The 25,987-nt window shown below is 60.0% G+C and carries 29 protein-coding genes; 14 read left to right on the top strand and 15 right to left on the bottom strand.

The features are described from left to right. Positions 1-1,032: a glycine betaine ABC transporter substrate-binding protein gene (locus GFU70_RS15295; RefSeq protein WP_058542716.1), complete on the top strand. Its 1,032-nt coding sequence runs from the start codon at positions 1-3 to the stop codon at positions 1,030-1,032. 122 nt (positions 1,033-1,154) lie between these two features. Here GFU70_RS15295 and GFU70_RS15290 read toward each other — a convergent pair whose 3' ends face one another. From GFU70_RS15290 to GFU70_RS15270, 5 genes are all read right to left on the bottom strand, one after another. Beyond that, positions 1,155-1,466 carry an isochorismate lyase gene (locus GFU70_RS15290; protein WP_153388355.1) on the bottom strand — a complete coding sequence of 104 codons (312 nt, stop codon included), beginning with the start codon at positions 1,464-1,466 and terminating at the stop codon, positions 1,155-1,157. Between the two features lie 60 nt (positions 1,467-1,526). Continuing rightward, positions 1,527-2,045, bottom strand: a complete 519-nt coding sequence (locus GFU70_RS15285) for an isochorismatase family protein (protein WP_058542714.1) — start codon at positions 2,043-2,045, stop codon at positions 1,527-1,529. Positions 2,046-2,298: 253 nt separating this feature from the next. Next, positions 2,299-2,457, bottom strand: a complete 159-nt coding sequence (locus GFU70_RS15280) for a hypothetical protein (protein WP_193034247.1) — start codon at positions 2,455-2,457, stop codon at positions 2,299-2,301. Between the two features lie 633 nt (positions 2,458-3,090). Beyond that, positions 3,091-4,230, bottom strand: coding sequence for an epoxide hydrolase family protein (locus tag GFU70_RS15275; RefSeq protein WP_153388354.1), 1,140 nt, complete (start codon positions 4,228-4,230; stop codon positions 3,091-3,093). 17 nt (positions 4,231-4,247) lie between these two features. Next, positions 4,248-4,709: a GNAT family N-acetyltransferase gene (locus GFU70_RS15270; protein WP_153388353.1), complete on the bottom strand. Its 462-nt coding sequence runs from the start codon at positions 4,707-4,709 to the stop codon at positions 4,248-4,250. A gap of 174 nt (positions 4,710-4,883) precedes the next feature. Here GFU70_RS15270 and GFU70_RS15265 point away from each other — a divergent pair, with 174 nt between their 5' ends. Both GFU70_RS15265 and GFU70_RS15260 read left to right on the top strand, forming a co-directional pair. Beyond that, positions 4,884-5,297, top strand: coding sequence for a GFA family protein (locus GFU70_RS15265; RefSeq protein WP_153388352.1), 414 nt, complete (start codon positions 4,884-4,886; stop codon positions 5,295-5,297). Between the two features lie 26 nt (positions 5,298-5,323). Beyond that, positions 5,324-5,776, top strand: a complete 453-nt coding sequence (locus GFU70_RS15260) for an NUDIX hydrolase (protein WP_413468820.1) — start codon at positions 5,324-5,326, stop codon at positions 5,774-5,776. Here the strand turns inward: GFU70_RS15260 and gcvA are convergent. Next, the gene (gene gcvA / locus GFU70_RS15255; RefSeq protein WP_153388350.1) at positions 5,721-6,674 is read right to left on the bottom strand and encodes a transcriptional regulator GcvA; all 954 of its coding nucleotides are present in this window, start codon (positions 6,672-6,674) and stop codon (positions 5,721-5,723) included. The genes GFU70_RS15260 and gcvA overlap by 56 nt on opposite strands. Before the next feature lie 106 nt (positions 6,675-6,780). Here gcvA and GFU70_RS15250 point away from each other — a divergent pair, with 106 nt between their 5' ends. Next, a complete protein-coding gene (locus GFU70_RS15250; protein WP_153388349.1) occupies positions 6,781-7,389 on the top strand; it encodes a LysE family translocator in 609 nt (202 codons plus the stop codon). A gap of 10 nt (positions 7,390-7,399) precedes the next feature. On the opposite strand, the gene GFU70_RS15245 is transcribed toward GFU70_RS15250, so the two are convergent. The 4 genes from GFU70_RS15245 to xylA all read right to left on the bottom strand — a co-directional run bounded on the left by GFU70_RS15245 (position 7,400) and on the right by xylA (position 12,735). Further along, positions 7,400-8,536 (bottom strand): sugar ABC transporter permease, encoded by a 1,137-nt coding sequence (locus tag GFU70_RS15245; RefSeq protein WP_058545251.1) that lies wholly within the window; start codon positions 8,534-8,536, stop codon positions 7,400-7,402. Continuing rightward, the gene (xylG, locus tag GFU70_RS15240; protein WP_153388348.1) at positions 8,537-10,093 is read right to left on the bottom strand and encodes a D-xylose ABC transporter ATP-binding protein; all 1,557 of its coding nucleotides are present in this window, start codon (positions 10,091-10,093) and stop codon (positions 8,537-8,539) included. It abuts the gene before it with no gap. Between the two features lie 177 nt (positions 10,094-10,270). After that, the gene (gene xylF / locus GFU70_RS15235) at positions 10,271-11,272 is read right to left on the bottom strand and encodes a D-xylose ABC transporter substrate-binding protein (protein WP_058545253.1); all 1,002 of its coding nucleotides are present in this window, start codon (positions 11,270-11,272) and stop codon (positions 10,271-10,273) included. Between the two features lie 146 nt (positions 11,273-11,418). Continuing rightward, positions 11,419-12,735: a xylose isomerase gene (gene xylA, locus GFU70_RS15230; RefSeq protein WP_058545254.1), complete on the bottom strand. Its 1,317-nt coding sequence runs from the start codon at positions 12,733-12,735 to the stop codon at positions 11,419-11,421. 154 nt (positions 12,736-12,889) lie between these two features. Here xylA and GFU70_RS15225 point away from each other — a divergent pair, with 154 nt between their 5' ends. From GFU70_RS15225 to GFU70_RS15215, 3 genes are all read left to right on the top strand, one after another. Next, complete coding sequence (locus GFU70_RS15225) at positions 12,890-14,074, top strand: XylR family transcriptional regulator (RefSeq protein WP_116642106.1); 1,185 nt, start codon at positions 12,890-12,892, stop codon at positions 14,072-14,074. Between the two features lie 280 nt (positions 14,075-14,354). Next, positions 14,355-15,482, top strand: coding sequence for a saccharopine dehydrogenase NADP-binding domain-containing protein (locus tag GFU70_RS15220; RefSeq protein WP_058545256.1), 1,128 nt, complete (start codon positions 14,355-14,357; stop codon positions 15,480-15,482). A gap of 3 nt (positions 15,483-15,485) precedes the next feature. Next, positions 15,486-15,980: a DUF2269 family protein gene (locus tag GFU70_RS15215; protein ID WP_058545257.1), complete on the top strand. Its 495-nt coding sequence runs from the start codon at positions 15,486-15,488 to the stop codon at positions 15,978-15,980. A 38-nt stretch (positions 15,981-16,018) separates the two neighbouring features. Here GFU70_RS15215 and GFU70_RS15210 read toward each other — a convergent pair whose 3' ends face one another. The 3 genes from GFU70_RS15210 to GFU70_RS15200 form a co-directional block, all read right to left on the bottom strand. After that, a complete protein-coding gene (locus GFU70_RS15210) occupies positions 16,019-16,726 on the bottom strand; it encodes a hypothetical protein (RefSeq protein ID WP_153388347.1) in 708 nt (235 codons plus the stop codon). A 122-nt stretch (positions 16,727-16,848) separates the two neighbouring features. Continuing rightward, on the bottom strand, positions 16,849-17,037 hold the full coding sequence (locus GFU70_RS15205) for a hypothetical protein (protein WP_116642108.1): 189 nt from the start codon (positions 17,035-17,037) through the stop codon (positions 16,849-16,851). A 44-nt stretch (positions 17,038-17,081) separates the two neighbouring features. Further along, the gene (locus tag GFU70_RS15200) at positions 17,082-17,327 is read right to left on the bottom strand and encodes a hypothetical protein (RefSeq protein WP_058545259.1); all 246 of its coding nucleotides are present in this window, start codon (positions 17,325-17,327) and stop codon (positions 17,082-17,084) included. 150 nt (positions 17,328-17,477) lie between these two features. Here GFU70_RS15200 and GFU70_RS15195 point away from each other — a divergent pair, with 150 nt between their 5' ends. The 4 genes from GFU70_RS15195 (at position 17,478) to GFU70_RS15180 (ending at position 20,569) form a co-directional block, all read left to right on the top strand. Further along, entirely contained in the window at positions 17,478-17,810 is a 333-nt protein-coding gene (locus GFU70_RS15195) for a hypothetical protein (protein ID WP_064106923.1), read from the top strand. Between the two features lie 195 nt (positions 17,811-18,005). Next, positions 18,006-18,800 (top strand): DeoR/GlpR family DNA-binding transcription regulator, encoded by a 795-nt coding sequence (locus tag GFU70_RS15190; protein WP_153388346.1) that lies wholly within the window; start codon positions 18,006-18,008, stop codon positions 18,798-18,800. A gap of 131 nt (positions 18,801-18,931) precedes the next feature. After that, positions 18,932-19,858 (top strand): Gfo/Idh/MocA family protein, encoded by a 927-nt coding sequence (locus GFU70_RS15185; RefSeq protein ID WP_153388345.1) that lies wholly within the window; start codon positions 18,932-18,934, stop codon positions 19,856-19,858. Positions 19,859-19,873: 15 nt separating this feature from the next. Beyond that, positions 19,874-20,569: a tRNA (adenine(22)-N(1))-methyltransferase gene (locus GFU70_RS15180; protein ID WP_153388344.1), complete on the top strand. Its 696-nt coding sequence runs from the start codon at positions 19,874-19,876 to the stop codon at positions 20,567-20,569. A gap of 132 nt (positions 20,570-20,701) precedes the next feature. Here GFU70_RS15180 and GFU70_RS15175 read toward each other — a convergent pair whose 3' ends face one another. Then, positions 20,702-21,079, bottom strand: coding sequence for a hypothetical protein (locus tag GFU70_RS15175; RefSeq protein ID WP_058542389.1), 378 nt, complete (start codon positions 21,077-21,079; stop codon positions 20,702-20,704). Between the two features lie 279 nt (positions 21,080-21,358). Here GFU70_RS15175 and GFU70_RS15170 point away from each other — a divergent pair, with 279 nt between their 5' ends. The 3 genes from GFU70_RS15170 (at position 21,359) to GFU70_RS15160 (ending at position 25,220) form a co-directional block, all read left to right on the top strand. Continuing rightward, entirely contained in the window at positions 21,359-22,621 is a 1,263-nt protein-coding gene (locus tag GFU70_RS15170; protein ID WP_116642112.1) for a serine hydrolase domain-containing protein, read from the top strand. A 118-nt stretch (positions 22,622-22,739) separates the two neighbouring features. Continuing rightward, entirely contained in the window at positions 22,740-24,077 is a 1,338-nt protein-coding gene (locus GFU70_RS15165; RefSeq protein ID WP_153388343.1) for an alginate export family protein, read from the top strand. Positions 24,078-24,116: 39 nt separating this feature from the next. Continuing rightward, positions 24,117-25,220 carry a polyamine ABC transporter substrate-binding protein gene (locus GFU70_RS15160; RefSeq protein WP_153388342.1) on the top strand — a complete coding sequence of 368 codons (1,104 nt, stop codon included), beginning with the start codon at positions 24,117-24,119 and terminating at the stop codon, positions 25,218-25,220. 43 nt (positions 25,221-25,263) lie between these two features. Here the strand turns inward: GFU70_RS15160 and GFU70_RS15155 are convergent, their stop codons facing one another. Continuing rightward, positions 25,264-25,875, bottom strand: a complete 612-nt coding sequence (locus GFU70_RS15155; protein WP_153388341.1) for a TetR/AcrR family transcriptional regulator — start codon at positions 25,873-25,875, stop codon at positions 25,264-25,266. Positions 25,876-25,987: the final 112 nt, after the last annotated feature.

The following is a 25,987-nucleotide window of genomic DNA, read 5'->3' as shown; positions in this document are numbered from 1 at the left end:
ATGCCTTCATTTTTCGTACGTACTGCACTGTGCTTCGTTCTAAGCCTGACCGCTCACTTGGCGTTCGCGTCATCTGACGCTCGCTCGATCCGGTTCTACGACGGTGGCTGGGAAAATATCCAGATCGACAACCATATCGCCATGTACATCCTCAAGCATGGATACGGCATGAACGTAGAGTCGGTAAGTCTTGATATCGCGCAAATGCAAAAAGCGATGGAAACGGGCGACATCGACATCAATATGGAGATGTTTACGTCGCTGATGCCTCAGTGGGTCGAGGATCAGAGGGCAAAAAAAGCCATCCTCGATTTCGGTCCCACTTATGAGCGTCTCACGCAGGCATTCTATGTGCCCACATACATGATCAAGGGCGATGCCAAGCGTGGAATCAAACCTACGACCCCTGATCTGAAACGTGTCGAAGACCTTCCCAAGTATGCTGAGGTATTCAAGCGCGCATCGGGATCAGGCAAGGCCACTTGGTTAAACTGCATCAGTAGTTGGGCGTGTCGGGAAATCAACCTGATCAAAATGGCCACTTACGGGGTGGATCGCTCTTTTACGCCAGTGGAACTCAAGTCTGAGTCAGCGCTCAACGCCGCGATTATTTCAGCTTACGAGAAGGGCCAGCCCTTCATGACCTATTACTGGGACCCTAGCCCTCTGATGGGTGAACTGGCCCTTACACGCCTTGAGGAGCCTACCTACAGCGAAGCCTGCTGGGACGCCATCAGCGATAGCCTTGCCCAGTTCAAGGAGGGCGTCGGGAGTCGACAAGCGTGCGCATACGCAGATATCGCCCTCAATAAATATACGTCAGCTAAATTCGCCAAAGAGCATCAGGCAGTCATCCCTTTCTTGAAGTCGATGTTCGTTGGTACCGATACCATCCGGACGCTGGCAACACGAATGGTCTCCAACAAAGAAACCCCCGAGCAAACGGCGCGTTATTACTTGCGCAACCATACTGCTGATTGGAAGGGGTGGGTGCCTGAAGAGGTGTTCAAGAAAGTTTCCGAGACGCTGTAAGCATCCAGGTACGGCCGAGCGCTTTGTCCCCGCGATAAGGCTGTAAAAGCAGTGCATGTGGTGTGTTTGGCGAAGCGGGGTGGCTGGTTTGAGGCCGCTTCGCAACTCCATGGGGGGGACGATCAGGTGTCGGATTGCTGGGCCGTCCAGCGTTTCATTTCTTCGGCAATGAAGTGATGCACCAGGTCGCTGTACATTTTTTCGATGGCATCCGGGCTCAGGCCTTCGGCCTCGGCCCATGCGCGTCGTGTCGCCAACATGGCTTTGAAACGCTCCGGTGCCTGCACCGAAGTGGCTGATGTCTTGAACTTCGAGGCCGCGAGCACGTATTGAAAACGCTTGCCCAGCAGCGTGATGACGGCCTGGTCGAGGGCATCGATTTCGCGTCGGATGTCCTCCATGTTTGTGCATTGCGAGGGTTGCAACGGGTCCATGCTGTGAGCTCCGCTTGTTGAACAAGACCGGCCCAACGTGAGCCGATCTTCTGATGGAGTTTAGAAGCACCAGTCCTCAGCGCGAACGACACGACAGAAGGCGCCTGCCAGGGTTGCGTTGTGATGGGCGACGATCATTTCTGCCTTCAATTCAGGCGTGTCGGAACAGGTATGACCGTCGGCGATCAGGACCGCGTCGAACCCCAGGTCCCGGGCGGCTCGGCATGTGCTGTCGATACAATACTGGGTTTTCATACCGGCGATGACCAGGCCTTCAGCGTTACAAACCTTTAGCCGCTCTTCCAGGCCCGTCAGGGTGAAGGCGTTGGGGCGATTTTTTTCGAAGATGACTTCATCACCTTCCAACTGCAGTTCCTGCACCAGTTGCGTCAGCGGGCTTGCAGGCTCGATGGGCGAGCCAGGCGGGCCTACGTGGCGAGCCAGGAAAATCGGTGCGCCAGCCCTCCGGGCCTTGAACAGCAAGCCATTCAATGTGTCCAGCAACGCTTCGCCAGCCCAGGGTTTATCCGGGCCGTGAAACGACCCAACTTGCATATCGAGAATCAACAGCGCGTGCATGGTGCTTTCCTTGCGTTTGGGCCAGTGACGCAAGGGCAAAAGAAAAGGCCCTTACCATCGCTGGCGGGCCTTTGAGATGCGTGTGTTATTGGCTCACGACACCTCACGACCCGCCTTGGCGGTCGTGATTATGGTGGTCGAGGCGATCTGAGCAAGATTCATGGCCTGACAGTACCTGTAGGCAATCCAGCCTGGCAAGTCTTGCTTGCGCAGATGTATACGGCCCCTGTTTGGACCAAGGGACAGGGGCTGGCTAGTCTTCGAGGCCGCGCTGTTCGATCACGCCAAACACATCCGCCACATCCTGCACCAGGATCCGGGCGACGTTGGTGAGGGTGTCGATCAGCAGGACGGGGTGGGTGGTGGCGGTTTGGGTGAGAGGGGTGAAGCGGCTGGATGAGTGAGTTGTCATGAGGTTGAATTCCTTTTAAGAAAGAAGAAATGCCACCTTTTTGCTGCGAATCAAATGGGTGGCAGTTGCGCGAGGGTTCGCAGACCGAGGAAAGAATCCAAAAACTCGGCAGACCCGAAAGTCTCCCGCGCACAACCGCCATAAAATGAACGCGGGCAAGTTTGCCTGAATTTCATTTGACGGTATTAGATCTTTTTCATCGAGGGCTGCGAAACCCAGCCACCGGCCAAAGCCAGCGACGACCCAACTATAGAAGTCGATCCCGGCACCCACAACCGACCTGTAGGACGCCCCCGTCCCCTGTGGCGAGGGAGCTTGCTCCCGCTCGGCTGCGCAGCAGTCGTAAAACCGGTACCAGCGGAGTACCTGGCGAAAAGAGGTGCCTGGTTTGGGGCCGCTTCGCAGCCCAGCGGGGATAAATCCCCTCGCCACAGAGGTAAATTCCTACGAGATTTTCGGAGCGCTTCTTGCCGCTACCACTGGAGTGTACGGCTTGCTGTGGGAGCAAAGCTTGCTCGCGATGCAGGCACCTCGGTTCCCCGGAAGACCGCGTCGTCTTCATCGCGGGCAAGCCTTGCCCCCACAGGAACCGTGCTCCCCCAGGAGGCTTGCGGCGAGTATTTTCAGATTTTTCTAGCGACAGCCGCGAAAAAAAGCCCTGATATCCTCCGCCAACAACTCCGGCTGCTCCAACGCGGCAAAATGACCGCCCCGAGGCATCTCGGTCCAGCGCTTCACCTCGCAGCAGCGCTCCACCCAGCTCCTCGGCGGCAGGGGCAGTTCCTTGGGAAACAGCGCGACACCCACCGGGGGCTTCACCCGTTCGCCGTGGTTGAACAGCAACGGCCGCTTGCTACCTTCAACGTATTGGCGGAACGACGAGCCGATGCAGTTCGTCAGCCAGTACAGCGTGACGTTGGTCAGCAGCCAGTCACGATCGATGGCGGGTTGGGTATCGCACCAGGACAGGATCTTTTCCCCCATCCACGCCAAGAGTCCCGCCGGTGAATCATTCAAGCCCACGGCCAGACTCTGCGGTTTGGTTCGCTGGATGTGCCCATAGGCGCCTTCGGTATCGGCAAAGGCCCCGGCGCGTTGCAGGAAGGTGGTTTCTGCCTCGGTCAGCGCGGGTTCGGTTTCGCCAAGGGGAGGGCGATAGGAACCCGGGATGTAATTGAGGTGAATGCCCGTCACCCGCTCGGCAAAGCGCACGCCCAACCACGTCGACACGCCAGCACCAATGTCCCCACCCTGGGCGCCAAACCGGTCATAGCCTAACCCCGTCATCAACTCAGCCCATAAACCGGCGACCTCATAAGGCCCCATGCCGGATTGCTGGAACGGTGCGGAAAAGGTGTAGCCGGGCAGCGACGGCACCACCACATCGAAGGCGTCCGCAGGATCGCCGCCATGGCGGGCCGGGTCCGTCAGCAATGGGATGATGCGCTGCATCTCGATGAACGAGCCGGGCCAACCATGGGTGAGGATCAATGGCATCGGATTCGGCCCGACGCCACGTTGATGAATGAAGTGGACCCTTTGCCCGCCGATGTGGCTGACAAACTGCGGCAGGCGATTCAGCGCGGCTTCCTGGGCACGCCAATCGAACGTGTTCGACCAATAGGCCAGAAGCTCCCGAAGCACATCCATGTCCATGCCTTCGCTCCAGCCTTGGTCGGCCAAGGGCTCAGGCAGCCTCGTGTTCGACAGGCGGTGTCGAAGGTCTTCAAGAGCGCTGTCAGGGATGTTGATGGAGAAAGGTTCGATGAGCATGAGTGTTTTCGTCCTGATTACCTGGCATCTGAAAATGACATGACATGGGTCGCAAAATCATCTTCTACCGGCCGAAATCCGCAGCGCAGGTAAAAGGCTGCGCCCTCTGGTGTGTCTGTAGACAGGCGCACCGCTTGGAACCGTGATGCCGCATGTTCCAAGAGATGCTCCACCAAAAACCTGCCCACCTTCAGGCCCCTTGAGGTTCGCGTGACATATACCCTTCGCAACCTCCCGACACTCGGGGCGACATAGGGATCACATGAAAGTCCGCCAACAGCAATCAGTTGCCCGTTGTCGAAGACTCCTAGAAAGCACTCTCCAGGTTGATCGAATCGATTGGACCCGTCTCTCCAATCGGTGATCAAGCGAGTAAGAAACCTAAAACCCTCTGTAACAGATTCTGCCTCCAGTTGCAGAATCGCTGAAGGAAGTTCTAGCAGTTGCCGTACCGTCAGTTGTCGTGTTGATTCAATCACTGGACTAAAGTTACTGATCCGGAAGCAGTTGTTGGAAGTTGAGGGCAAAGCGGCTCAGGGGCTTAGACATCGGCATCGCTTCGACCTAGGCTCTCGGACATTCTTGCCCAATGTGTTGGCCCTCAGCGATCATTGCGCTAGAGTCCCCGCCCAAGTTTAAACAGAGCGTCAAGGATGAATGAAAGTCACCACGGAAGCTGCCTATGCGGCGAGATACGTTACGAAATTTCGGCAAAGCTCAAGGCGTTGACTCATTGCCATTGCAGGCGCTGCCAGAAAGCTCATGGTGCTGCGTTCGCAACCTATGCCAGCGTTCCGGCTGCATCACTGAAAATCTCGGCAAATGGAAACGTGCTCAGGTTGTATGAATCCGAAACTGGCGTCAAACGGCAGTTCTGCGGGGCCTGCGGTTCAAGCTTGTTCTGGTCTGACCCTCACGGTGCGTTTCCAGACTGGATATCGGTTGCCGTAGCCACTCTTGATACTGATTTCACACCTCACAAACAACAGCACAGCTACCGCGAAACCAGCTTTGAATGGCTAGTCTTGTCGGATTGCGTTGAGCCGACATTGCTTGAGAAACCTTAAGCAACCTGGCCTTCTCTCTGGAAAACATGATGCGTCCAAACAAAGCTTGTCCCATCATTCTTTCCCATTCTCACCCGCCGCGAATCTTGTTGTTCCATCATCCGTTGGCAGGTGTGCAAATTGTGAAGGGCACGATTGAGGTCGGCGAGTTTGCCTGGCAGGCCGCACTGCGAGAGCTGAATGAGGAGGCTGGCATCGACTGCGCGACAGTCTCGGCTGATCTCGGATGTTGGGACGCTGACCACCTTGCCCAAGTATGGTCGTTCCATCTATGTGACCCAAGGATCGCACTCCCCGAGCGATGGACATACAACACGTGTGACGGCGGCGGTCTTGCCTTTGAGTTCTTTTGGGCACCTTTCGACGATTTACCTTATGACCAATGTCATCCCGTCTTTTGCCGAGCGCTACGTTTTTTGACCGTTACCCTGGATGCGGCTGGCTATTTGCAGCACTGCCAACTGGATCTGAATGACTGAAACCCCGCCCATCCCAACCCTGATGAATATGAGTCAACAACCAATCAACAAAAACCTGCGTCTCAGCCACCGCATTCCCGGACACCCCGTAGTAATAGCGGGCTAACGGCAGGCGCAACGCCGGCAACGGACAGGTCAGGCGCCCGTTGGACAAATCCCTGCCCAGCAGCGAAGCCGGACACAACGCCACGCCCAGCCCATCGACGGCGGCCTGCAGCACAAGGTGCATGTGATCGAATTGCAGGGGCGGCGGGTGGTTCAATGGATCGATCCCTGCGTGCTCCACCCAGTCTTGCCAATCGCTGCTGCGCGTCCTGCCCGACAACAAGGTGTGCCGGGCCAGGTCGTGGATGTTTTGCAATGGCACGCTTTGCAGCAACGACGGTGCGGCGACCAGCAGCAGGTCGTCTTCCAGCAATACCATGGGCTGCACATGCGGCGACCAGCCGCTATGCCCGCGACGGATGACCACGTCGAACGTTTCCCGTGATGGATCGGGAGGCCGCGTGCTGGTGACGACGTCGGGCTTGATGTCTGGATGGAGCGCCATGAAGTCGGGCAGTCGCGGGATCAGCCAACGCACTGCGAAGGAGGGGCGCACGTTGATGGTCACTTTGCGCTGGGCAGCACTGCGGGTCAGTGCAGTGGCGGCGTTGGCGATCTGGGTCAGTGCCTCGCTGACCTCTTCGTAGAAAGCCCGGCCGGCGGGCGTGAGCACGGACTGCCGGACTCGACGTTCGAACAGCAGCACGCCCAAGCGCTCTTCGAGCAACTTTACGTGGCGGCTGACGGCGCTGTGGCTGACGTGCAGTTCTTCGGCGGCGCGGCTGAAACTCTGGTGGCGAGCGGCAGCGGCGAAGGCGCGGACGGCGTTCAACGGGGGGAGGTTGGCGATCATGTGTCTAATTTAGTCACATAGGCGGTGCAATTAAAGCGTTTGTCAGCGTCCCGGTGCCACGCCACCCTGAAGGCCACAGCAATTTGCCCTGAATGTGGAGTGATGCATGGCCGGTTACGGACTTTTTCTGATCCTGGCGACCCTGACGGTGCTCAGCCCGGGCCCCGGCGTAGTGCTGACGATTACCAACGCCTTGCGCCATGGCTGGCGCGGTGCGTTGCCGGGTATCTTCGGGATCGCGTCGGGCGCGTTTATCGTGGCGGGTATTTGCGCCAGCAGCTTGGGGTTGATCCTGGCCGCCTCGGCGACGGCCTTCACGGTGCTCAAATACATCGGCGCCCTGTACTTGCTGTACCTGGGCATCAAGATGTGGCGTACCCAGCGCTTTATTCCCGAACTCCAGGCCACGTCGCCGCGCCCGTGGCGGCGATTCGTCGAGGCGTTGTCGATCCAGTTGCTCAATCCCAAGGCCGGGTTTTTCTTCCTGGCTGTGTTTCCCCTGTTCATCAAGCCGGCGGGTGACTACTACAGCCAGTTCTTCTTGCTGGTGTCGTCCTATAGCGTGCTGGTCGTACTGGTGCATGGCGGCTATGCGCTCATGGCCAATGGCGCCAGGGGCTGGCTCTCCTCGACCCAGGGCGCCAGGATTGTCGGCAAACTGTCGGGCATCACCTTCCTGGGTTTCGGTGTGCTGATGGCGTCTGCCAGCAAGTGACGAGTACAGGTCAACGCCGCCCCGTGCGCGTACTCACATCCACCCATACCGCCAGCACCAGGATGCTGCCTTTGACGATCATCTGCCAATAACTGTCGACGTCGAGCATGGACATGCCGTTGTCCAGGCTGGTGATGACCAGCGCGCCGAGAAGGGCGCCGTAAACGGTGCCGGAGCCGCCGCGCATGGAGGTGCCGCCGATAAAGCAGGCGGCGATGGCGTCGAGTTCGCCCATGTTGCCGGCCGAGGGGGAACCGGCGGCCAGGCGTGCGGTGTTGACCACGCCGGCGAGGGCGCACATCACGCCCATGATGCCGAAGATCCACAGCTTCACGGCCTGCACGTTGATGCCGGACAGGCGCGTGGCTTCCATGTTGCTGCCCACCGAATAGACGCGTCGGCCGAACACGGTCTGGCTGGTGACGTAGCTGAATACGCCCAGCAGGATCAGCAGGAGCAGCACCGGCACCGGGATGCCGTCGTAGCTGTTGAGGGTATAGACGAACCCGCCCAGCACCGCACCGATCACCACCACGCGCAATACGTCACGTCCCAGGGAGTGGGCCGCCAGGCCATGAAGGGCACGGTTACGTCGCTGTTTCCAGGTCAGGAACAGCGTCAGGGCAAACAGCAGGATGCCGAGCCCGGTCCCGACCGTGTGCGGCAAGTAACCCTGGCCAACGTAGACCAGTTCCGGTGACACCGGGGCAATGGTGGTACCGCCGGTCACCCCCAGCAGGACGCCGCGAAACGCGAGCATGCCACCCAGGCCGACAATGAACGACGGGATGCGCAGGTAGGCGGTCATGTAGCCATTGCCCAAGCCGATTACCAAGCCGCACAGGGCTACCAGGCTCAGGTTCGCCAGCAGCGGGATGTGATAGACCACATCGAGAATCGCCGCCAGGCCACCCAGCAGCCCAAGCAATGAGCCCACCGACAGATCGATCTCGCCGCTGATGATCACCAGCACCATGCCGCAGGCGAGAATGCCCGTGATGGACATCTGCCGCAGCAGGTTGGAGAGGTTGCGCGGGGTCAGGAACCCACCGTCGGTCTGCCAGCTGAAGAACAGCCAGATCATCGCCACGGCGATCACCAGGGCGAGCATTTTGTAGCGACTGAAGAGTTGTTTGACCTGATTCATCTACGCGGACTTCCGATCATTATTGTTATGGCCATCGGGATGGCTGAGCGCGGCGGCAAGCACTTGTTCCTGGGTCAGTTCGTGGTTGATGAAGTCGCCGCGCAACTGGCCTTCGCCGATCACCAGCACGCGGTCGGAAACCCCCAATACTTCGGCCAGCTCCGAGGACACCATGATGATCGACACGCCTTCGGCTGCCAGCGCGCCCATCAACTTGTAGATCTCGTACTTGGCGCCGACGTCTACGCCGCGGGTGGGTTCATCGAGAATCAGCACGCGGGGTTTGGTCAGGAGCATTTTCGCCAGCACGGCTTTTTGCTGGTTGCCACCGGAGAGGCTGGTGATCGGCAGGAGCGGGCTCGCGGTCTTGAGGTGCATGCGCGAGATCTCCTTGTCGATGCTGCTCAGTTCGGCTTCGGCATCGATGCGGGTCAGTTTCGCGTAGTTGTCCAGCACTGCGAGGGTGATGTTCTGTCCCACGCCCAGGTCTGGAATGATGCCTTGGCGCTTGCGGTCTTCGGGAACCATGCACAGGCCGGCACGGATCGACTTGAGCGGCGTGCGCGTGTCGATGGGCTGGCCGTCCAGCCAGACTTCACCTTCGTAGCGACCGGGGTAGGCGCCGAACAGCGCCGAGACCAGTTCCGTGCGACCGGCGCCGACCAGTCCGGCGATGCCGAGGATTTCCCCGCGCTTGAGCACGAATGAAATGTCGTCGACCCGTTTGCGCCTGGGGTTGTCGACGTCGTAGCAGGTGACGTGGCGCGCCTCGAAAATCACCTCGCCGATGTCATGGGGTTCGGTGGGGTAGAGGTTGCTCATTTCCCGTCCGACCATCTGGGTGATGATCTTCGGGATGTCCATGTCGGTCATAGCGGTGGTGGCGATGTGTTTGCCGTCGCGGATCACCGAGATGGTGTCGCACACGGCGGCCACTTCATCGAGTTTATGGGAGATGTAGACGCAGGCGACGCCCTTGGCCTTGAGGTCGCGGATGATGTCCAGCAGCACCTCGATTTCCGAGCGAGTCAGGGCCGAGGAGGGCTCATCGAGGATCAACAGCCGCGCCTGCTTGTTCAGCGCCTTGGCGATTTCCACCAGTTGCTGGTAGCCACCGCCGTACTGCGATACCGGCAGCGAGACGTTCATGTCCGGTACTTTGAGTTCACGCATCAGGGCTTCGGCGCGGTGGATCATCGCCGGGTAGTTCATGCGTCCGCCGGGAAGCGTGATTTCGTGGCCCATGAAGATGTTTTCAGCCACCGACAGGTCGGGAACCAGGGTCAGCTCCTGGTGAATGATGACGATCCCGGCGGCTTCGGTTTCGCTGATCGATTGCGCCTTGAGCGGCTGGCCGTCCCAAAGAATCTCACCCTCCCAGGTGCCGTAGGGGTAGACCGCCGACAGGACCTTCATCAGCGTGGATTTACCGGCGCCGTTTTCACCGCACAGGCCGACACACTCACCCGGCCTGACCTGGATGTCGATGCCGTTCAGGGCTTTGACACCGCCAAAGGTTTTGACGATACCGTTCATTTGCAGCAGGTAGTCGGGCATGGCAAGGACTCATGAAAAAGGGCTCACACATCAGCAGTGGGGCAGGCAGTCAAGCCATGTGACCTGTGGAAGCGAGCTTGCTCGCGATAGCGGCGGTTCAGCTTGCATCAATGTTGGATGTGCTGCCGTCATCGCGAGCAAGCTCGCTCCCACAGGGGGCTTGATTGACTGGTCAGGTCACTGCCCGGCTATTTGCGCCTTGGTGTAGAACCCGTCCTTTTCCAGCAGGTCGATGTTGTCCTTGGTCAACGCAGTAGGGGTGAGCAGGATGGTGTCGACTTTCTTGCTGCCATTGTCGTATTGCGAGCTGAAGGTGGGTTTCTCGTTGCGCGCCAGTTGTACCGAGAGCTTGGCGGCTTCGGAGGCGATCAGCTTCAGCGGCTTGTAGACGGTCATGGTCTGGGTGCCATCGATTACGCGCTTGACCGCTGCGAGGTCGGCGTCCTGGCCAGAGATCGGCACCTTGCCGGCCATTTTCTGTGCGGCCAGGGCCTGGATGGCGCCGCCGGCGGTGGCGTCGTTGGAGGCGACGATGCCATCGATTTTGTTGTCGTTGCGGGTCAGGGCGTTTTCCACGATGCTCAGGGCTTCGGTGGGGTTCCATTCCTTCACCCACTGCTGGCCGACGATCTTGATGTCACCCTTGTCGATGGCCGGTTGCAGCACCTTCATCTGGCCTTCACGCAGGACCTTGGCATTGTTGTCCGTGGGGGCGCCACCGAGCAGGAAGTAGTTGCCCTTGGGCGCGGCCTTCAGCACACCGCTGGCCTGCATCTCGCCGACCTTTTCGTTATCGAAGGAAATGTAGGCGTCGATATCGGCGTTGAGGATCAGTCGGTCGTAGGACACGACCTTGATCCCGGCCTTCTTGGCTTCGGCGATGGCGTTGGTCAGCACGGTGGCGTTGAATGGCACGATGACGATCACATCGACGCCGCGGGAGATCAGGTTTTCGATCTGCGAGATCTGCTTCTGCTCGTTGGCATCGGCGGACTGGACGAAGACCTTGGCGTCGAGTTTTTCCGCCGCCGCGACGAAGTAGTCTCGGTCCCGCGACCAGCGTTCCAGGCGCAGGTCATCGATGGAGAAACCGATTTTCGGATGGGCCGCATCGGCCATGACCGGAAGCGAGAGCAGGGCGAGGGCGCCGGCGAGCAGGGTACGTTTGAATGTATTCATGTGGTGCGTCCTTTTATTGTTGTTTGAAAGACACTGCCTGACGATGAGCGTGATACCGGGTAGAACTGTAGAGCGTTGCAGGGCGCCATGGGCACAGATTTGTCGCGCGAATGTAACAGCCCCTGTGCCCCGACCATTGCCCGTTGTCAGGGGTAGATGAACCGATTGACCACGTTCTCGAGCATCTCCTGGCGCCCGCTGACGGCCTGGGGGTTCAGCTCGTGTTCGAAGGCATGCTCGGCCAGTGTTTCAAGGCTGAAATTACCGGCCAGTACCTCTTTGCCAAACGGTTGCTGCCAGCCGGCATAGCGCTGGTCCTTGAACTGTTGCAACTGATCGTTCTGCACCATGGCCGCCGCGCGTTCCAGGGCAAGGGCCAGGACGTCCATGGCGGCGACATGGCCGTGGAACAGGTCGATATCGTCCACGCTCTGGCGCCGGACCTTGGAGTCGAAGTTGAACCCGCCATTGCCGAAGCCCCCGGCCTTGAGGATTTCATAGGTGGCCAGGGTCATTTCCTCGACGCTGTTGGGGAACTGGTCGGTGTCCCAGCCGTTCTGCGGGTCGCCACGGTTGGCGTCGATGCTGCCGAAAATACCCAGGGAGACGGCCGTGGCGATCTCGTGATGGAAGCTGTGCCCGGCCAGGGTGGCGTGGTTGGCTTCGATGTTGACCTTGATCTCGTTTTCCAGGCCGAACTGTTGCAGGAAACCGAACACCGTGGCGCTGTCGTAATCGTACTGGTGCTTGGTCGGCTCCTGGGGCTTGGGCTCGATCAGCAGGTCGCCCTTGAAGCCGAGCTTGTGCTTGTGCTCGACCACCATGCGCATGAAACGACCCAGCTGTTCGCGCTCGCGTTTCAAGTCGGTATTGAGCAGGGTTTCATAACCTTCACGGCCACCCCACAACACGTAGTTGGAGCCTTTGAGACGCTGGGTGGCGTTCATGGCGCTGAACACTTGGGCGGCGGCGCAGGCAAACACCTCCGGGTCCGGGTTGCTGGCGGCGCCGGCGGCAAAACGCGGGTTGCTGAAGCAATTGGCGGTGCCCCACAACAGCTTGATCCCGGTCTCTTCCTGATGGCGCTCCAGGTGATCGACCATCTGGGCGAAGTGGTTGCGGTAGTCCTTCAGCGAGTTACCTTCCGGGGCGACATCGGTGTCGTGGAAGCAGTAGTAGTCGATGCCCAGCTTGGAGAAGAACTCGAAGGCCGCTTCGGCCTTGCCGATGGCCACCTCCATGGGATCCCCTGCGTGCTGCCACGGGCGCTTGAACGTGGCGGCACCGAACACATCCGACCCCGGCCAGACAAAGGTATGCCAGTAGCAGACCGCCATGCGCAGGTGCTCGCGCATGGGTTTGCCGAGCACCACTTTGTTGGCGTCGTAGTGACGGAAGGCAAGCGGTGAATCGCTGTTGGAGCCCTCGTAGCGAATCTTGTCGACACCGGGGAAGTACGGCATGTGCAATTTCCTTTTTATTCTTGGCGGTGTCTCGATACTAACGCCGGCCCTGTGGCTGCTGATTATGAAAATCACCAATGGGCAGTTCGATTTTGAGTATTGAGATTCGTCGGCTGCACGCCTAGTCTGTGTCGACCGGCACAGGGTTAAACCAATGAAAACCGTCCCGCCCGTTCACCGCATTGCTCTGTTGTTCAACGGCAGCAAGATCTACGACCGCGGCATCATCAGCGGCATCGGCAATTACCTGAGCAGCACGCGTGCGTCCTGGGACTTGTTCCTCGAGGAGGATTTTCTCTGTCGCTTGAAAGGCATCGAGCGCTGGCAGGGCGACGGGATCATCGCCGACTTCGACGACCCACTGATCGGCGAGGCGCTGGCCGGGATCAAGCTGCCGGTGGTGGCGGTGGGCGGCTCTTACCAGGATGAACGCGCCTACCCCAAGGGCATTCCCTATGTCGCCACCGACAATGATGCGTTGATGACGTTGGCCTACGAGCACCTGATCGAGGCCGGGTTGACGCGTTTTGCCTGTTTCAGCCTGCCTGAAGCACAAGCCAATCGCTGGGCCCAGGAACGGGAAAAGGCCTTCCGCCGGCTGGTGCAGCGCGACGGCCTGCACGCCGAGGTCTATCGCGGCATGGGCACCAGCGCACCGCTGTGGGACAGCGCCGTCGAACAGCAGATCGCCTGGCTGCAAAGCCTGCCCAAACCCATCGGCATCATCGCCGTCAGCGACGCCCGCGCCCGGCAGCTGCTGCAAGCCTGCCTGACCGCCGGGATTGCCGTGCCCGAGCAAGTGGCGTTGATCGGCATCGACAACGATCCCCTGACCCGCAGCCTGACGCGGGTGCCGCTGAGCTCGGTGATCCAGGGCACCGAAACCATGGGCCGCACCGCCGCGCGCCTGCTCCATCAGATGCTGCACGGCATGCCTTCCACGGGCACGCAGATCCTGATACCGCCGGATGCGATCAACGTTCAGGTATCGAGCCTGCATCAACCGTTGGGCAACCCTTATGTCATGCAGGCGCTGCTCTTCATCCGCCAATACGCCTGCCAGGGCATCAAGACGGCCCAGGTGGCGGCCTATGTGGGAGTGTCGCGCTCATCGCTGGAAGCGCACTTTCGCAAGGAGCGCGGTTGCAGCGTCCACGACGAAATCCTGCGCTTCAAACTCGCCGCCGCCGCCAACGGACTGGAAAACACCGACGCGCCGATTGCCGACATCGCCCAGAATTGTGGCTTCAAATCGGCGCAATACCTGCACACCGTGTTTCGCCGCGAGTTCGGCTGCACGCCTCGGGAGTATCAGCAGGGGGCCAATGCGGCGATGTAGGAGCTGTCGAAGGCGCTGTTGTAGGAGCAGCTGTTGTAGGAGCTGTTGTAGGAGCTGTCGAGTGCAACGAGGCTGCGATCTTGTCCCAAACAATTGAGTCAAAAGCGAAAGATCAAGATCAAGATCAAGATCAAGATCAAGATCAAGATCAAAAGATCGCAGCCTTCGGCAGCTCCTACAAAGACCATCGTGAGCAAGCTCCCCCGCCACAATGGGTACACCACCGAGCCTTCCTTGTGGCAAGGTTGCGGGCTTCATCGAATATTTAGGGACGGAAGGAATGACGCTCAGAGTCATGGTGGTCGGCGGGTATGGAAACTTCGGCAGTATCGTCTCCAGGCACCTGGTGGTGATGCCAGGCGTACAGTTGGTGATTTCGGGGCGCGACGCCCAAAAACTGCAGCGCAAAGTCGATGAATTGAACGCTCAATCGGGCACTGTGTGTGAAAGCTGGTGCGGCGACGCCTTGGGCGCGGGCTTCAAATCTGTCCTGGGCTTGATGAACATCCAATGGGTCATCCATACCGGCGGCCCATTTCAAGGGCAATCCTATGCCGTTGCCGAGAGCTGCATCGACGCGGGCGTGAACTACTGCGACCTGTCCGATTCCAGAGCCTTCGTCACCGGCATTGGTGCACTCGACGCCCGGGCAAAACAGGCAGGCGTCGCGGTCCTCAGTGGTTGCAGCTCAGTGCCGACGCTCTCGGCGGCCCTCATCGATCAGCAGCGGCATCGCTTTAAACGCATCGACACGATCGAGCATGGTATTTCCTCTTCGGCCAAGATGCCGGGGTTGTCCACCGTCGAAGGTGTTCTGGCCTATGCAGGCAAGCCGATCAAGCAACTCAGGAGTGGCCGGGTACATGAGGTCCTGGGATGGCAGGATCTGACGCTTCGCAGAATGCGCTATATGGGAACCCGGGTACTGGCCAATGTCGACGTGCCGGACATGGATATCTTCGCCAGCCGCTATGGTGCGCAGACCCTGAGCTTCAAGGCCGGCTCAGGCCTGAAGCTTGGCGGCGTTGCCAACTATCTGCTGGCCCAGGCAATGAGGATGGGGATGGTGCGTGACCATGCCCCTTGGGCCGCCAGGCTTCATCGGTGGGGACTCTGGTTCGAACGATTTGGCGATGGCAAAAGCGCAATGTACATCGACGTCCAGGGCATCGGTGCCGATGGCGAACCGCTGTCGATGAACGTGCAGCTCACCGCCATGAACGACAAAGGGCCGGAAATTCCCAGCTGTGCAGCCGTTGCCTTGGCGGCAAAAATCGCCCAAGGGTATCTGCCCGCACCCGGTGCTCGGGCCTGCGTGGGTGAAATTACCGTCGATGAATACATGGCTGCCATCAACGACCCCGAAAACTTGAGCCTGTCTGTACACTTCTCTGACGAGCAGGGCTGACAGATGCTCTATCTTTGCCTGAAGTACCTCCACATCATTGCTGCCATTTTCCTGTTCGGCTTCGGCATGGGGTCCTACCTCTACCTGATCGCTGCCAGCCGCACCGCCAACCCTCAGGTTATTGCCCACGTGGCCAGGACCGTCGTCCAGTTCGACACCTGGATTACCACGCCGGCGGGCTTTATTCAGATAGGGACGGGCTACCTGCTGCTGAGGCTGGCCGGACTTCCCCTGACCACTGCATGGATCATGACGTCGTTGATCATCTTTCTTTGCGTGGGCGCGCTCTGGCTTCCGGTGCTGGTGCTCCAGAAGCGGCTATACGTGATGGCTTCGAACGCGGTTGGGGATGGGAGGGCGCTCGATGATCGATACTCATCCGTGTATCAAAAATGGTTCTGGATGGGCGTTTTTGGATTTTTGGGGATGTTTGTCATTGTGCTGATCATGGTGACGAAGATGACGCCACCTCAGTGGTTCGAGCTACTGACGGGCTGAGTACCGATCCGTTCCACCGGATTGCTAAGGATTGCCCGTTATTGCGCTGCCTTGAGCTTTCTGACTTGGACCAGCAGCATGGACCTTTCAGCGGTTTTTACGAACAGGTCATAGGCCTCCAGGTAGAGATAGGTGCTACTGGACTTCAGTCCATTGTCTGCGCTGCACGTCACATTGCGCGCCAGCCCCAGCAGCGAGGCGAAGTGTTGTGCCGCAGGAAAGGATTCACCCACCGAGCATTCAAACTTCTGCACGAAAGGTTTGCCCGTGCTGGCAGCCAACGTCTTGCTGTAGCCCAGAGCACTGCCAGGCTTGAGGTTTTGCCAGTCCCCAACCAAATCGATGCTCGTCAGGCGACTTTCTTGGGCGGGCAGGCCATCGAGCCCGGCGTCGCTCGTCGCGGCCAGTTCGATCAACCCGCGCCAGCGGACGCTCACCTGTTTACTACTCAATGCGCCAGTTGCCTGCTCGCGCCATATGCCGCGAGCAGGACCTGGCTGCAGGTACAAATCCATAGGCGTGTCTTTGATCACGGCACTTGGCGCCATCGGGGAGACCGCGTCATATGTGAGTTGCAAATGGTTGAGGGTGTTGGTCGGTTGTCCTTGAGGCAGTGCGCTCACCTGGGCCAACAGCGCTGCCGGTACCTGCGGCGCAGGCAGGTTTGGCGGTAGTTTTTTCCGGCGCGGGCCGGGCGTGGCGAGTTTCGTCAAGTGGGTGGGCTCGGCACACACCGCGTCAATCAACTGAGCGCGTTGCGCTGCGTCGAATGCACTGTCGAGTGGCTGGCCGGGTGGCGGCAGCAGGCCTTGGTCGCTTAAACGATAAGTCAGGCGGGTGCTGGCTTGGCGGGTTGCGCAATTGATTTCTACACGCTCGAACCGGCGATCGTAGGGCTTGCTTTCGTTTCATCCAGGCGCAGGCGCGCATAGTCGATGCCTGCCCATATCGAGCGTTGGGCGTTGTTCTGGCTCAAGGTGCCCGAATCCAGCAATACGGTGTCCTCGCCGTCGGCGGCTAGTTGCCGCCAACCGCTGTCTTGGACCGTTTGGCACATTTGCCGAGCCATGGCTCGTGCCAGAGGAATCCAGAGTCAGGGGATCAGCCTGTCAAAAGCCACGTATCCACCACCCGCCGATCCAGCTCCTCCCAATCCGCCATGCCCAGTACCCGAGTGGTGTTCAACCCGCGCAAATAACCGCGCAGTTGATTGGCCGTGGCCCGCTTGAGCTCCGGATCGAGTTCGGTCTTGCTTAGCAGCACGCTTTCGTACTGGATCAGGTAATCAGCCACCCGCTCACGGAAGTCGGGCAATACCGCGTCGCGAATCAGATCAAACGTTCTCATGGCTATACCCCCTCAATCTTTCTCGGCTTGCAACTATTGCTAGGAGTAATAGTGACCATTACGAAATGCAAGTTCTGCTTTGCCGACAATCATTGGAAAATCAACGCCATCGAATACGCAGCCCACTATTTTATTTTCAGGACCCCACCCATGCGCCCTTTATTTTTGCTTCCCCTGGCGTTTTTCCCGTTGTTGCTGGCCGGTTGTGTCTCGGCACCGAACAATCCGACCCTGACCTTGCAGACCAGCAAGACACCGGCCCAATACGCTGAATGCGTCGTGCCGAAATTGCAGGGCAACCCGATGGTCTCGCAGACCCAGCGCAGCTACCGCATCGTGGTGCCGAGCAAAGTCTCGGCAGACAACGTGCTGGAAGCCTACAAGGCCGGCAGCGGCGGCAAGGTGTTCATCTACGAGCGGCATTTGCTGGCCTCCAACCTCCTGCCTTCGAGTTTCGAACGCGCCGCACAGGAATGCATCTGAGCGGCCCGTAAACGTTTTTCACTGTGCTCCTTTGGTTGGCCGCAACCAACCAATTTTCTTGCCCCGCACCGTATTCGGTCGCGGGGCTTTTTTTGTGTGCTGGTTGAGGTGGCTTGGGTTTGACGCCTCGCTGCATAACCGGCACTATTTGCTCGTTTATGATCATTAGTGCTCGTTTATGCAGGTTGTAACGTCATGACTTCTCCTCACGAAGCGTTCCCCGGCGAACGCCAGCAATTGATCAGCGAGCGTCTTGCCCGGTATGGCCGGGTGATCGCGGCTGACTTGGCCAGCGAATTCAATGTGTCCGAGCACTCGATACGGCGTGATCTGGGGGCATTGGCAGCGGCGGGGGTGTGCAAGCGCGTTTATGGCGGCGCGATACTCGTGCCCGCTGTCGAAGGCTCATTGGACGTACGCGTGCGCAAAGACCCGGCGCGCAAGGGCAGTCTCGGCCAAGCGGCCGCTGCACTGCTGCGCGCGGGCCAGCACGTCTTCATCGACGCCGGGTCGACCAATCTGGCCGTGGCCTGCGCCATCGATCCGCAACTGCAGCTGACCCTCACCACCAATTCGCCGCTGATTGCGGTTCAGTTGATGAAGCTGCCCCGCGCTGAGGTCATCCTGCTGGGTGGCCGCTTGAGTCCAAACGCGGGTGGCGTGATCGGGTTGACGGCTGTCCAGCAATTGCGCCAGTTCAGTTTTGACGTGTGTGTCCTCGGCGCCTGCGCCATCGATCCGGACAATGGCGTCACGGCGTTCGGCCTGGATGACGCGGAGTTCAAGCGCGCGGTGGTCGCGGCAAGCGGGCAGGTGATCGCGGCGGTGACCAACGAGAAGCTCTCCAGCGTTGCCCACTATCAGGTGGCCGCCTGCGAAGAGGTCGCCTCCCTGGTGGTCGAGCACGATGCGCCGCGTGAGCGACTCGAACCCTTCTTCGGCCGGGTGACCAACGTCGTGACTGCAGCCAGTGAGCTACGGCACAGCTGAGGTCTTTGCGGCACTGCTGTTACCCAATTGCGCAGGACCATCGTATAGATACTGCACGGCCCCCATTGTCCGCCGGGCGATTTGCGTCTAGTTTGCTGGCCGATCACAAGTACAAAAATCAGGAGTCATCGATGCAACCGATTCGTCTCGGGCTGGTGGGCTACGGCAAGATTGCCCAGGATCAACACGTTCCAGCCATCCACGCCAACCCCGCGTTTCAACTGGTGGCTGTCGCCACGCAAGGGCTGCCTTGCGCCGGGGTGGATAACTTCCGGTCCCTGGGCGAACTGCTCGAAAACGGTCCGCAGGTCGATGCCATTGCGTTTTGCACACCGCCACAAGGTCGATTTGCCCTGGTGCAACAGGCGCTGGCGGCTGGCAAGCACGTGCTGGTGGAAAAACCGCCGTGCGCCACGCTGGGAGAAGCCATGGCGTTGGTGGAGCAGGTCCGCGAGCAAGGCGTCAGCGGCCTGTTCGCCTGGCATTCGCGTTACGCGCCGGGCATCGCAGCCGCCCGTGACTGGCTGGCGAGTCGCACCTTGCAGAGCGTGCAGATCGACTGGAAGGAAGACGTGCGCAAGTGGCACCCCGGCCAGGCATGGATCTGGCAACCCGGTGGCCTGGGCGTCTTCGATCCGGGTATCAATGCCTTGTCGATTGTGACCCATCTGCTGGCGCTGCCGCTGTTCGTGGAATCCGCCGAGTTGCGCGTGCCGGACAACTGCCAGTCGCCAATTGCCGCCAGCATCAAGATGGCCGACGCGCGCCACCTCGATATTCGTGCGGAGTTCGATTTCGACCATGGCCATGACGAGCTCTGGAGTATCGAGATTCGCTGCGCCGAAGGCGTCCTGCGCCTGGACAACGGCGGTGCACTGTTGAGCATCGACGGCGTGCGCCAGGCTGTATCCGAGGAAGCCGAGTACGCGGCGGTGTATCGACATTTCCAGCAACTGATTGCCGACAACGCCAGCGACATGGACCTGCAGCCGCTGCGGTTGGTCGCGGACAGTTTTTTTGTCGGCAGCCGGACGGCGGTCGAGCCGTTCTACGATTAATCCAGGGAATTGCAGTTGAACGAACAGACCTTGTCCATGCGCCTGGAGCGCGTGGCGGCGCATATGCCAGCGGGTGCGCGCCTGGCCGATATCGGCTCGGATCACGCTTACCTGCCGGTAGCCTTGCTGCGCCGTGGCGCCATCGCGATGGCGGTGGCTGGCGAGGTGGCGCTGACGCCGTTTCGCGCCGCCGAACGCACCGTGGGCGAGAATGGCCTGGAACAGCAGATCAGCGTACGCCTGGCCAATGGCCTGGCGGCGATCGAGCCGGAAGACGGGATCACCGCGATCAGCCTCTGTGGCATGGGCGGCGAGACGATCCGCGACATCCTGGACAGCGGCAAAGCGCGGTTGAGTGGCCAGGAACGCCTGATCCTGCAGCCCAACGGCGGCGAGCAACCGCTGCGCCAATGGCTGATGGAACACGACTACCGCATCCTCTGCGAGGAAGTGCTGCGGGAAAACCGTTTCTACTACGAGATCATCGTCGCCGAGCGCGCTGGGCCAGTGACGTACACGGCCGAGGAGCTGTACTTCGGCCCGCTGCAGCTGCAAGCCCGTAACCCGATCTTCCTGGCCAAGTGGCAGCGCCTGCTGCGCCAGAAGCAAAAGACCCTCACCAGTTTCGCCAAGGCGCGGCAAGCCGTGCCGGAAGAGAAGCTGCAAGACATAGCCCGGCAGGCCCGTTGGATCACTGAGTTGTTGGCTTGAGTCGCTGAGGTTGGCTGTGCCGACGTCATCGCGAGCAAGCTAGCCACAGGAGGTTGCGCAAGTCCTTTTTGTGGGAGCGAGCTTGCTCGCGATGAGGTCATCAGCTAAATGCCACGTTCTCCAGCCGCCTGATTATCGGCCCACCACCGGGTAGTGCTTGATACGACACGCATACGAGTTGCCGTCGCCTTTACAGACGCCATCCAGGTAACGGTACTCGACCTGTAGCGACTGTCCTTTCCGGGGCCATTGCCGGCGGGGGAGCGTGGCTTGGTAGTCCGGGGTTTCCGGGGTGAAAGTGAGCAATGAGCCTTGCGCCGGACACTCCACCGAGGAGGACTTTGGCCTGGCTTTCACGATCTGCGCCTGCAGCTGCGGATAGGGTTGTTTCAGGACCTCGACGATACGCAGCTCCAGGTGACAGATCTGCCACGTCGAGGCCTGGACCGGCTCGCACAGGAAGGCGAGCGTCAAGGCAGACAGTCCGAGGCACGCTGCGTGAGTGTTCATGGTTGCCCTTGTTTGAGGTGCTGACGTTTGCGGGATCATAGCGTGGCATTGCGCCTTTGCCTGGATCAACCGTACTGACGGCTTGGGGCGATCGCCAGGCGCTGGCCTTTGATCTATTGCTTGCGACTCAAGTGTCTGGGACAAGATCGCAGCCTCGCTTCGCTCGACAGCTCCTACAGGAATAATGTCGATAAAAAGTTTTATTGACTAAAAAATTACATCGAGTAATTATTCTCCTGCATCTGCTTTCACGCAGAGTCATTTTGCAGGGGCAACCCGATGAATCAGAACACCGTGCCTTCACTGGCCAGTCTTTACGTCGAGACTCACGAATCGTCATTTGACGCACGCCTGGCGCCTTCACTCATGCAAGGCTTTCCCGCCGAACCCCAGCGCCGCGTTACCTGGCACAACTGGATGAGCCCACCGTTCAACCAATGGGGTTTCCGCAACCTGGCGCGCTTGCGTCCTTGCATCGACGTGCAGGCCGGCAGCGGGCCGGTCAGCGCGTTCAAGCAGGCGCTCCAGCCGCTGGATGAGCTGCACTTCGACAGCGAATGTGGCTTGAGCATCAGCGTGATCGATCACCTGGTCGCCAGCCAGACCGATGCTTTCCTGGTCTTGCAGGGCGACACCGTACTGTTTGAGCGCTACTTCAACGGCCAGTGTCCCCAGGACCGGCACATCATGTTTTCGGTGACCAAGTCGCTGATCGGTGCCTTGGGCGAGCAACTGGTCTGCGAAGACCTGCTGGACCCTACGTTGACGGCCGCCCATTACGTACCGGAACTGACAGGCAGCGCGTTCGGCGATGCGACCGTGCGCCAGTTGTTCGACATGGCCGTGGCGGTCGATTACAGCGAGGTCTATGAGGATCCGGATTCAGAGAGTTCCCAATACGGTTACGCCTGCGGTTTCCAGCCGGCGCCGGCGCAGTACGCGACGTTCGAATCCCTGTATCAGTACTTGCCCTCACTGCGCAAACGCGGCAGTCACGGTGGCTTTTTCCATTACGTGACGGCCACCACCGAGGCGTTGGCCTGGGTCATGGAGCGGGCATCAGGCAAGGCCTGCCATCAGTTGCTCCAAGAGATCTGGAGCCAGTTGGGCTGTGAACGTGACGGCTACTTCCTGGCGGACCCCTGGGGCCGCAGCGTCGCCGGTGCCGGTTTCAGTGCGACCTTGCGTGACATGGCGCGCTTCGGCCGTCTGCTGGCCAACGATGGCCGCCAGGGTGGGACACAACTGCTCTCGGCCGAGGCGCTGGCCGGTATCGCCGCCGGAGCCGACCCCGCGATCTACGCTGCATCCCCTGACTTTTCGAGCTGGACCCCAGGCGCGTCCTACCGCAGCCAATGGTATGTCTTCAACGACCACAGGCAGGCGCTCATGGCCGGTGGCATCCATGGTCAATACCTGTTCATCGACAAACCGTCCGGCGTGGTGATCGTCAAGCAGTCGTCCCTGGGCGAGGCCGTCAGCCCATTCGACGGCGACAGCGTGCGCATGCTGCGTGCCATCGCGGCGCACCTGACGCCCTGACGTCATCCGATAAACACAAGAATTTTGCGTTCCGCTCACCTGGCCCCACCAGGTGTTGGCGCGGTTTTGCGCCGCCATTTACTGCCCTGTAACAACAATAATCACACAGGAGCTCCATATGGTTTCCATGATGCGTTTGTCCCGAACGTTCCTCGTGCTCGGGTTACCCTTGACCGCCCAGGTTGCCTGGGCGAGCTACACCTTCGAGGAGGGCAACCTCAAGGGCGAGGTCAACTTCAGTGCCGGTGGCGCAGTCCTTTCTACCCGCAACGTCAACTTTGGCGGCGGTGTGGTGGACATGCGCAGCGGCAAGAATCGCGGCACGAAAATCGACTGGCAGGAGTTCTACGTCAAGCCGGGCGTCAAGTTGGAATACGCCGTGCAGCCGGATTTCAGCCTGTTGGCCGGTGGCTCCCTGGTGGGCGCGACCACGTTGGGTGATGGCGATGCCGGTGGCTTCTCCCGCAGCTCCGATGGCAAGGTGTCGACCGAAGAGTTCTATGGCGGTTTCCGGGCCGGGGAGTGGACGGTCACCGGCGGTCGCCAGAACTACATGATCGGCAACGGTTTCATCGTGATGGATGGCAACCTCGACCAGTTGAACGACGGCGCCTACTGGCTCGCCCCACGCACTGCCTTCAAGGATTCGGCGGTGGTCGCCTGGGATCATGGCGCGTTGAAGGTCCAGGGCTTCAGCCTGGGCACCGACAGCGACCTGGGTGACTTTCGCATGAGCGGCGTGAACCTGGACTACAACCTCGACGACCAGGTGACGCTGGGCGCCACCGCGTTGAAGGTCAAGGCCATGGGGCCCAAGGGCAGCGCATTGCCGCGCCGCCGCGATGGCATGCTGGTGTACAACGTCAGGGCGTTGAACGCCAAGCTCCCGGGCATCGCGGACCTGACCCTCAATGCCGAATACGCCCTGGAGCGAGGCAGCGGCGAAGGCGTGGATTACGACGCCAAGGCCTGGTACGGCCAGGCGGATTACACCTTCAGCACGCTGCCGTTGACCCCGGTGATTGGCTACCGCTACGCGAGCTTTTCCGGCGACGACAACCTCACCGACAACCGACAGAAAGCCTGGGATCCGTTGAGCAAGGGCTTCGTCGACTGGAGCACCTGGCTGATCGGCGATGTCGTCGGCAACTACCTGCTGTTCAACAGCAACGAAAACGTCCAGCAGTTCTCACTCAAGACCCACCTCAACGAAACCCTTACGCTGGGGGCGATCCACTACCAGTTCTGGCTCGACGAAAAAAACTACATGGGCGCTGCCGTCAGTGACCGGCGGTTTGCCGATGAGAGTGTCGTCTTCCTGGATTGGGCGCCTTCGAAGTCGCTGTCCACCTCGCTGTCCTATAACTGGGTCAAGCCCATGGCAGCGGCCAAGCAAGTGTTCGGCGACGACCGGAAGTTCAGCGCGCTGGAACTCTACTTCACCTACCGCTATTAAGTGCCGCGAGCCTTCGCGGCCGCGCTGGAGTGTTTGATCATGAGCCTGTTTTTGCGCAACACCTTGCTGGGCGCTGTTGTTTCGATGCTGGTCAGTGGCGCGAGCCTGGCCGAAGAGCGGACGGTGCGAATCTACAACTGGATCGAGTACCTGCCGCCTGAAATCCTCAAGAGCTTCCAGGAGGAAACCGGCATCCGTCCCATCTACGACGTTTTCGACAGCGTCGAGACCTTGGAGTCCAAACTCCTGACCGGCAACTCCGGGTATGACGTGGTCTACCCGAGCAGTTCCAACGTCAGTCACCTGATTGCCGCTGGCGCCGTCCAACCCCTGGACCGCAGCCAGTTGCCGAACTGGCAGCATCTGGACCCCGAGTTCATGAAGTCCCTGGAAGCGGTGGGCGATCCGGGTAACCGCTATGCGGCGCCGTACCTGTGGGGCACGACCCTGATCGGCTATAACGTCGACAAGGTGCGCCAGGTGCTGGGCGCCGATGTGCAAATGAACACCTGGGACATCCTTTTCAAGGAAGAGAACATGGCCAAGCTGGCCAGTTGCGGCGTCGGTCTGCTCGACGCCGCCAACGAGATCGTGCCCATCGCCTTGCACTACGAAGGGCTCGACCCCAACAGCCAGAAACGTGAGGACTACGCAAAGGCGCAAGCGGCCATGCTCAAGGTTCGCCCCTACATCACCTACTTCAATTCGTCGCGCTACGGCATGGACCTGGCCAACGGCGAAATCTGCGTCGGGGTGGGTTGGTCCGGTGGGGTGGCCCTGGCCAAGAGGCTGGCCGAAGACGCAGGGAAGGGGGTCAAGGTGGAAATGGCGCTGCCCAAGGAAGGTGCGCCGATGTGGTCGGACGTCATGATGGTGCCCACCAACGCCCCTCATACCCAAGAGGCCTACGCGTTCATCAATTACATCTTGCGTCCCGATGTCATCGCGCGGATCAGCAACAAGATCGGTTACCCCAACCCGAACAAGGAAGCCACGGCGCTGGTCAACGCCGATATTCGCAACAACCCCGCCATGTATGTGCCGGACGAGGCGCGCAAGACCCTGTTCGCGTTGGAGCCGGTGCCGGCGGCAGTGGAGCGGATCCGCACCCGCACCTGGACTGGCATCAAGACCCATCGCTGATCAGCGTGACCCGGCGTTGCGGCGCCGGGTCCGTATTGGTGGGTCAGGCGCGCATGCCTTGGAAGAGCAATTCGGTGATCCGCCGGACCTGGGTGGAGTGTGCCTCGATGTCCGGTTGTTCCTGGTTGACCAACCGGAACAGCTGCAAGTGCGAATAGTCGTTCAACAGGAAGGCGGCGAGGTCGACGTCGAGGTCGGCGCGCAGCTTGCCAGCGTGTTGCAATTCCCTGATCAACCCACTGATTTCGGCCCTGAGCGCATCGTTCATGGCGCGATACCCCTCGGGCAGCCCGTTGTCGCCACCAAACAGGATCAGCGGCAGCAACTCGCGCCACAGGCTCGGGTGCATGACCTCCAGCGCGTAGCCGGTCAACAGCCGCTCCAGATAACACAGCGCTTGGACCGGGTCGTCGATTTCAGGCATCTGGTTGCGGGTGTCGGTGAGTGCGCGCTGGTCGGCGTCGTGCAGGATCTCCAGGATGATCTCCTGCTTGTTGCCGAAATACTTGAACACCGTGGGAGCCGATACGCCGGCCTGGCTGGCGATCTGTTCGATGGTGGTGTTCTGGAAACCCTGGCGCTCGAACAGTTCGACCGCCGCCTTGCTGATGGCTTGGCGGCGTTCGGCTTTTTGACGTTCACGCAGTCCGCTCACGGGAGGTCCTTGTTGTCGGGAAGAAGAGGCTAGAAGAGCGGCACCAATCCCTTGTGGGAGCGAGCTTGCTCGCGATAGCAGTGGATCAGCAGCATTAATGTCGACTGACAGA

This window comes from Pseudomonas brassicacearum (assembly GCF_009601685.2).
Lineage (GTDB): Bacteria > Pseudomonadota > Gammaproteobacteria > Pseudomonadales > Pseudomonadaceae > Aquipseudomonas > Aquipseudomonas kilonensis_B.
Note: the sequence above shows the minus strand (reverse complement) of the source record. Positions and strands in the feature narration are given on the sequence as shown.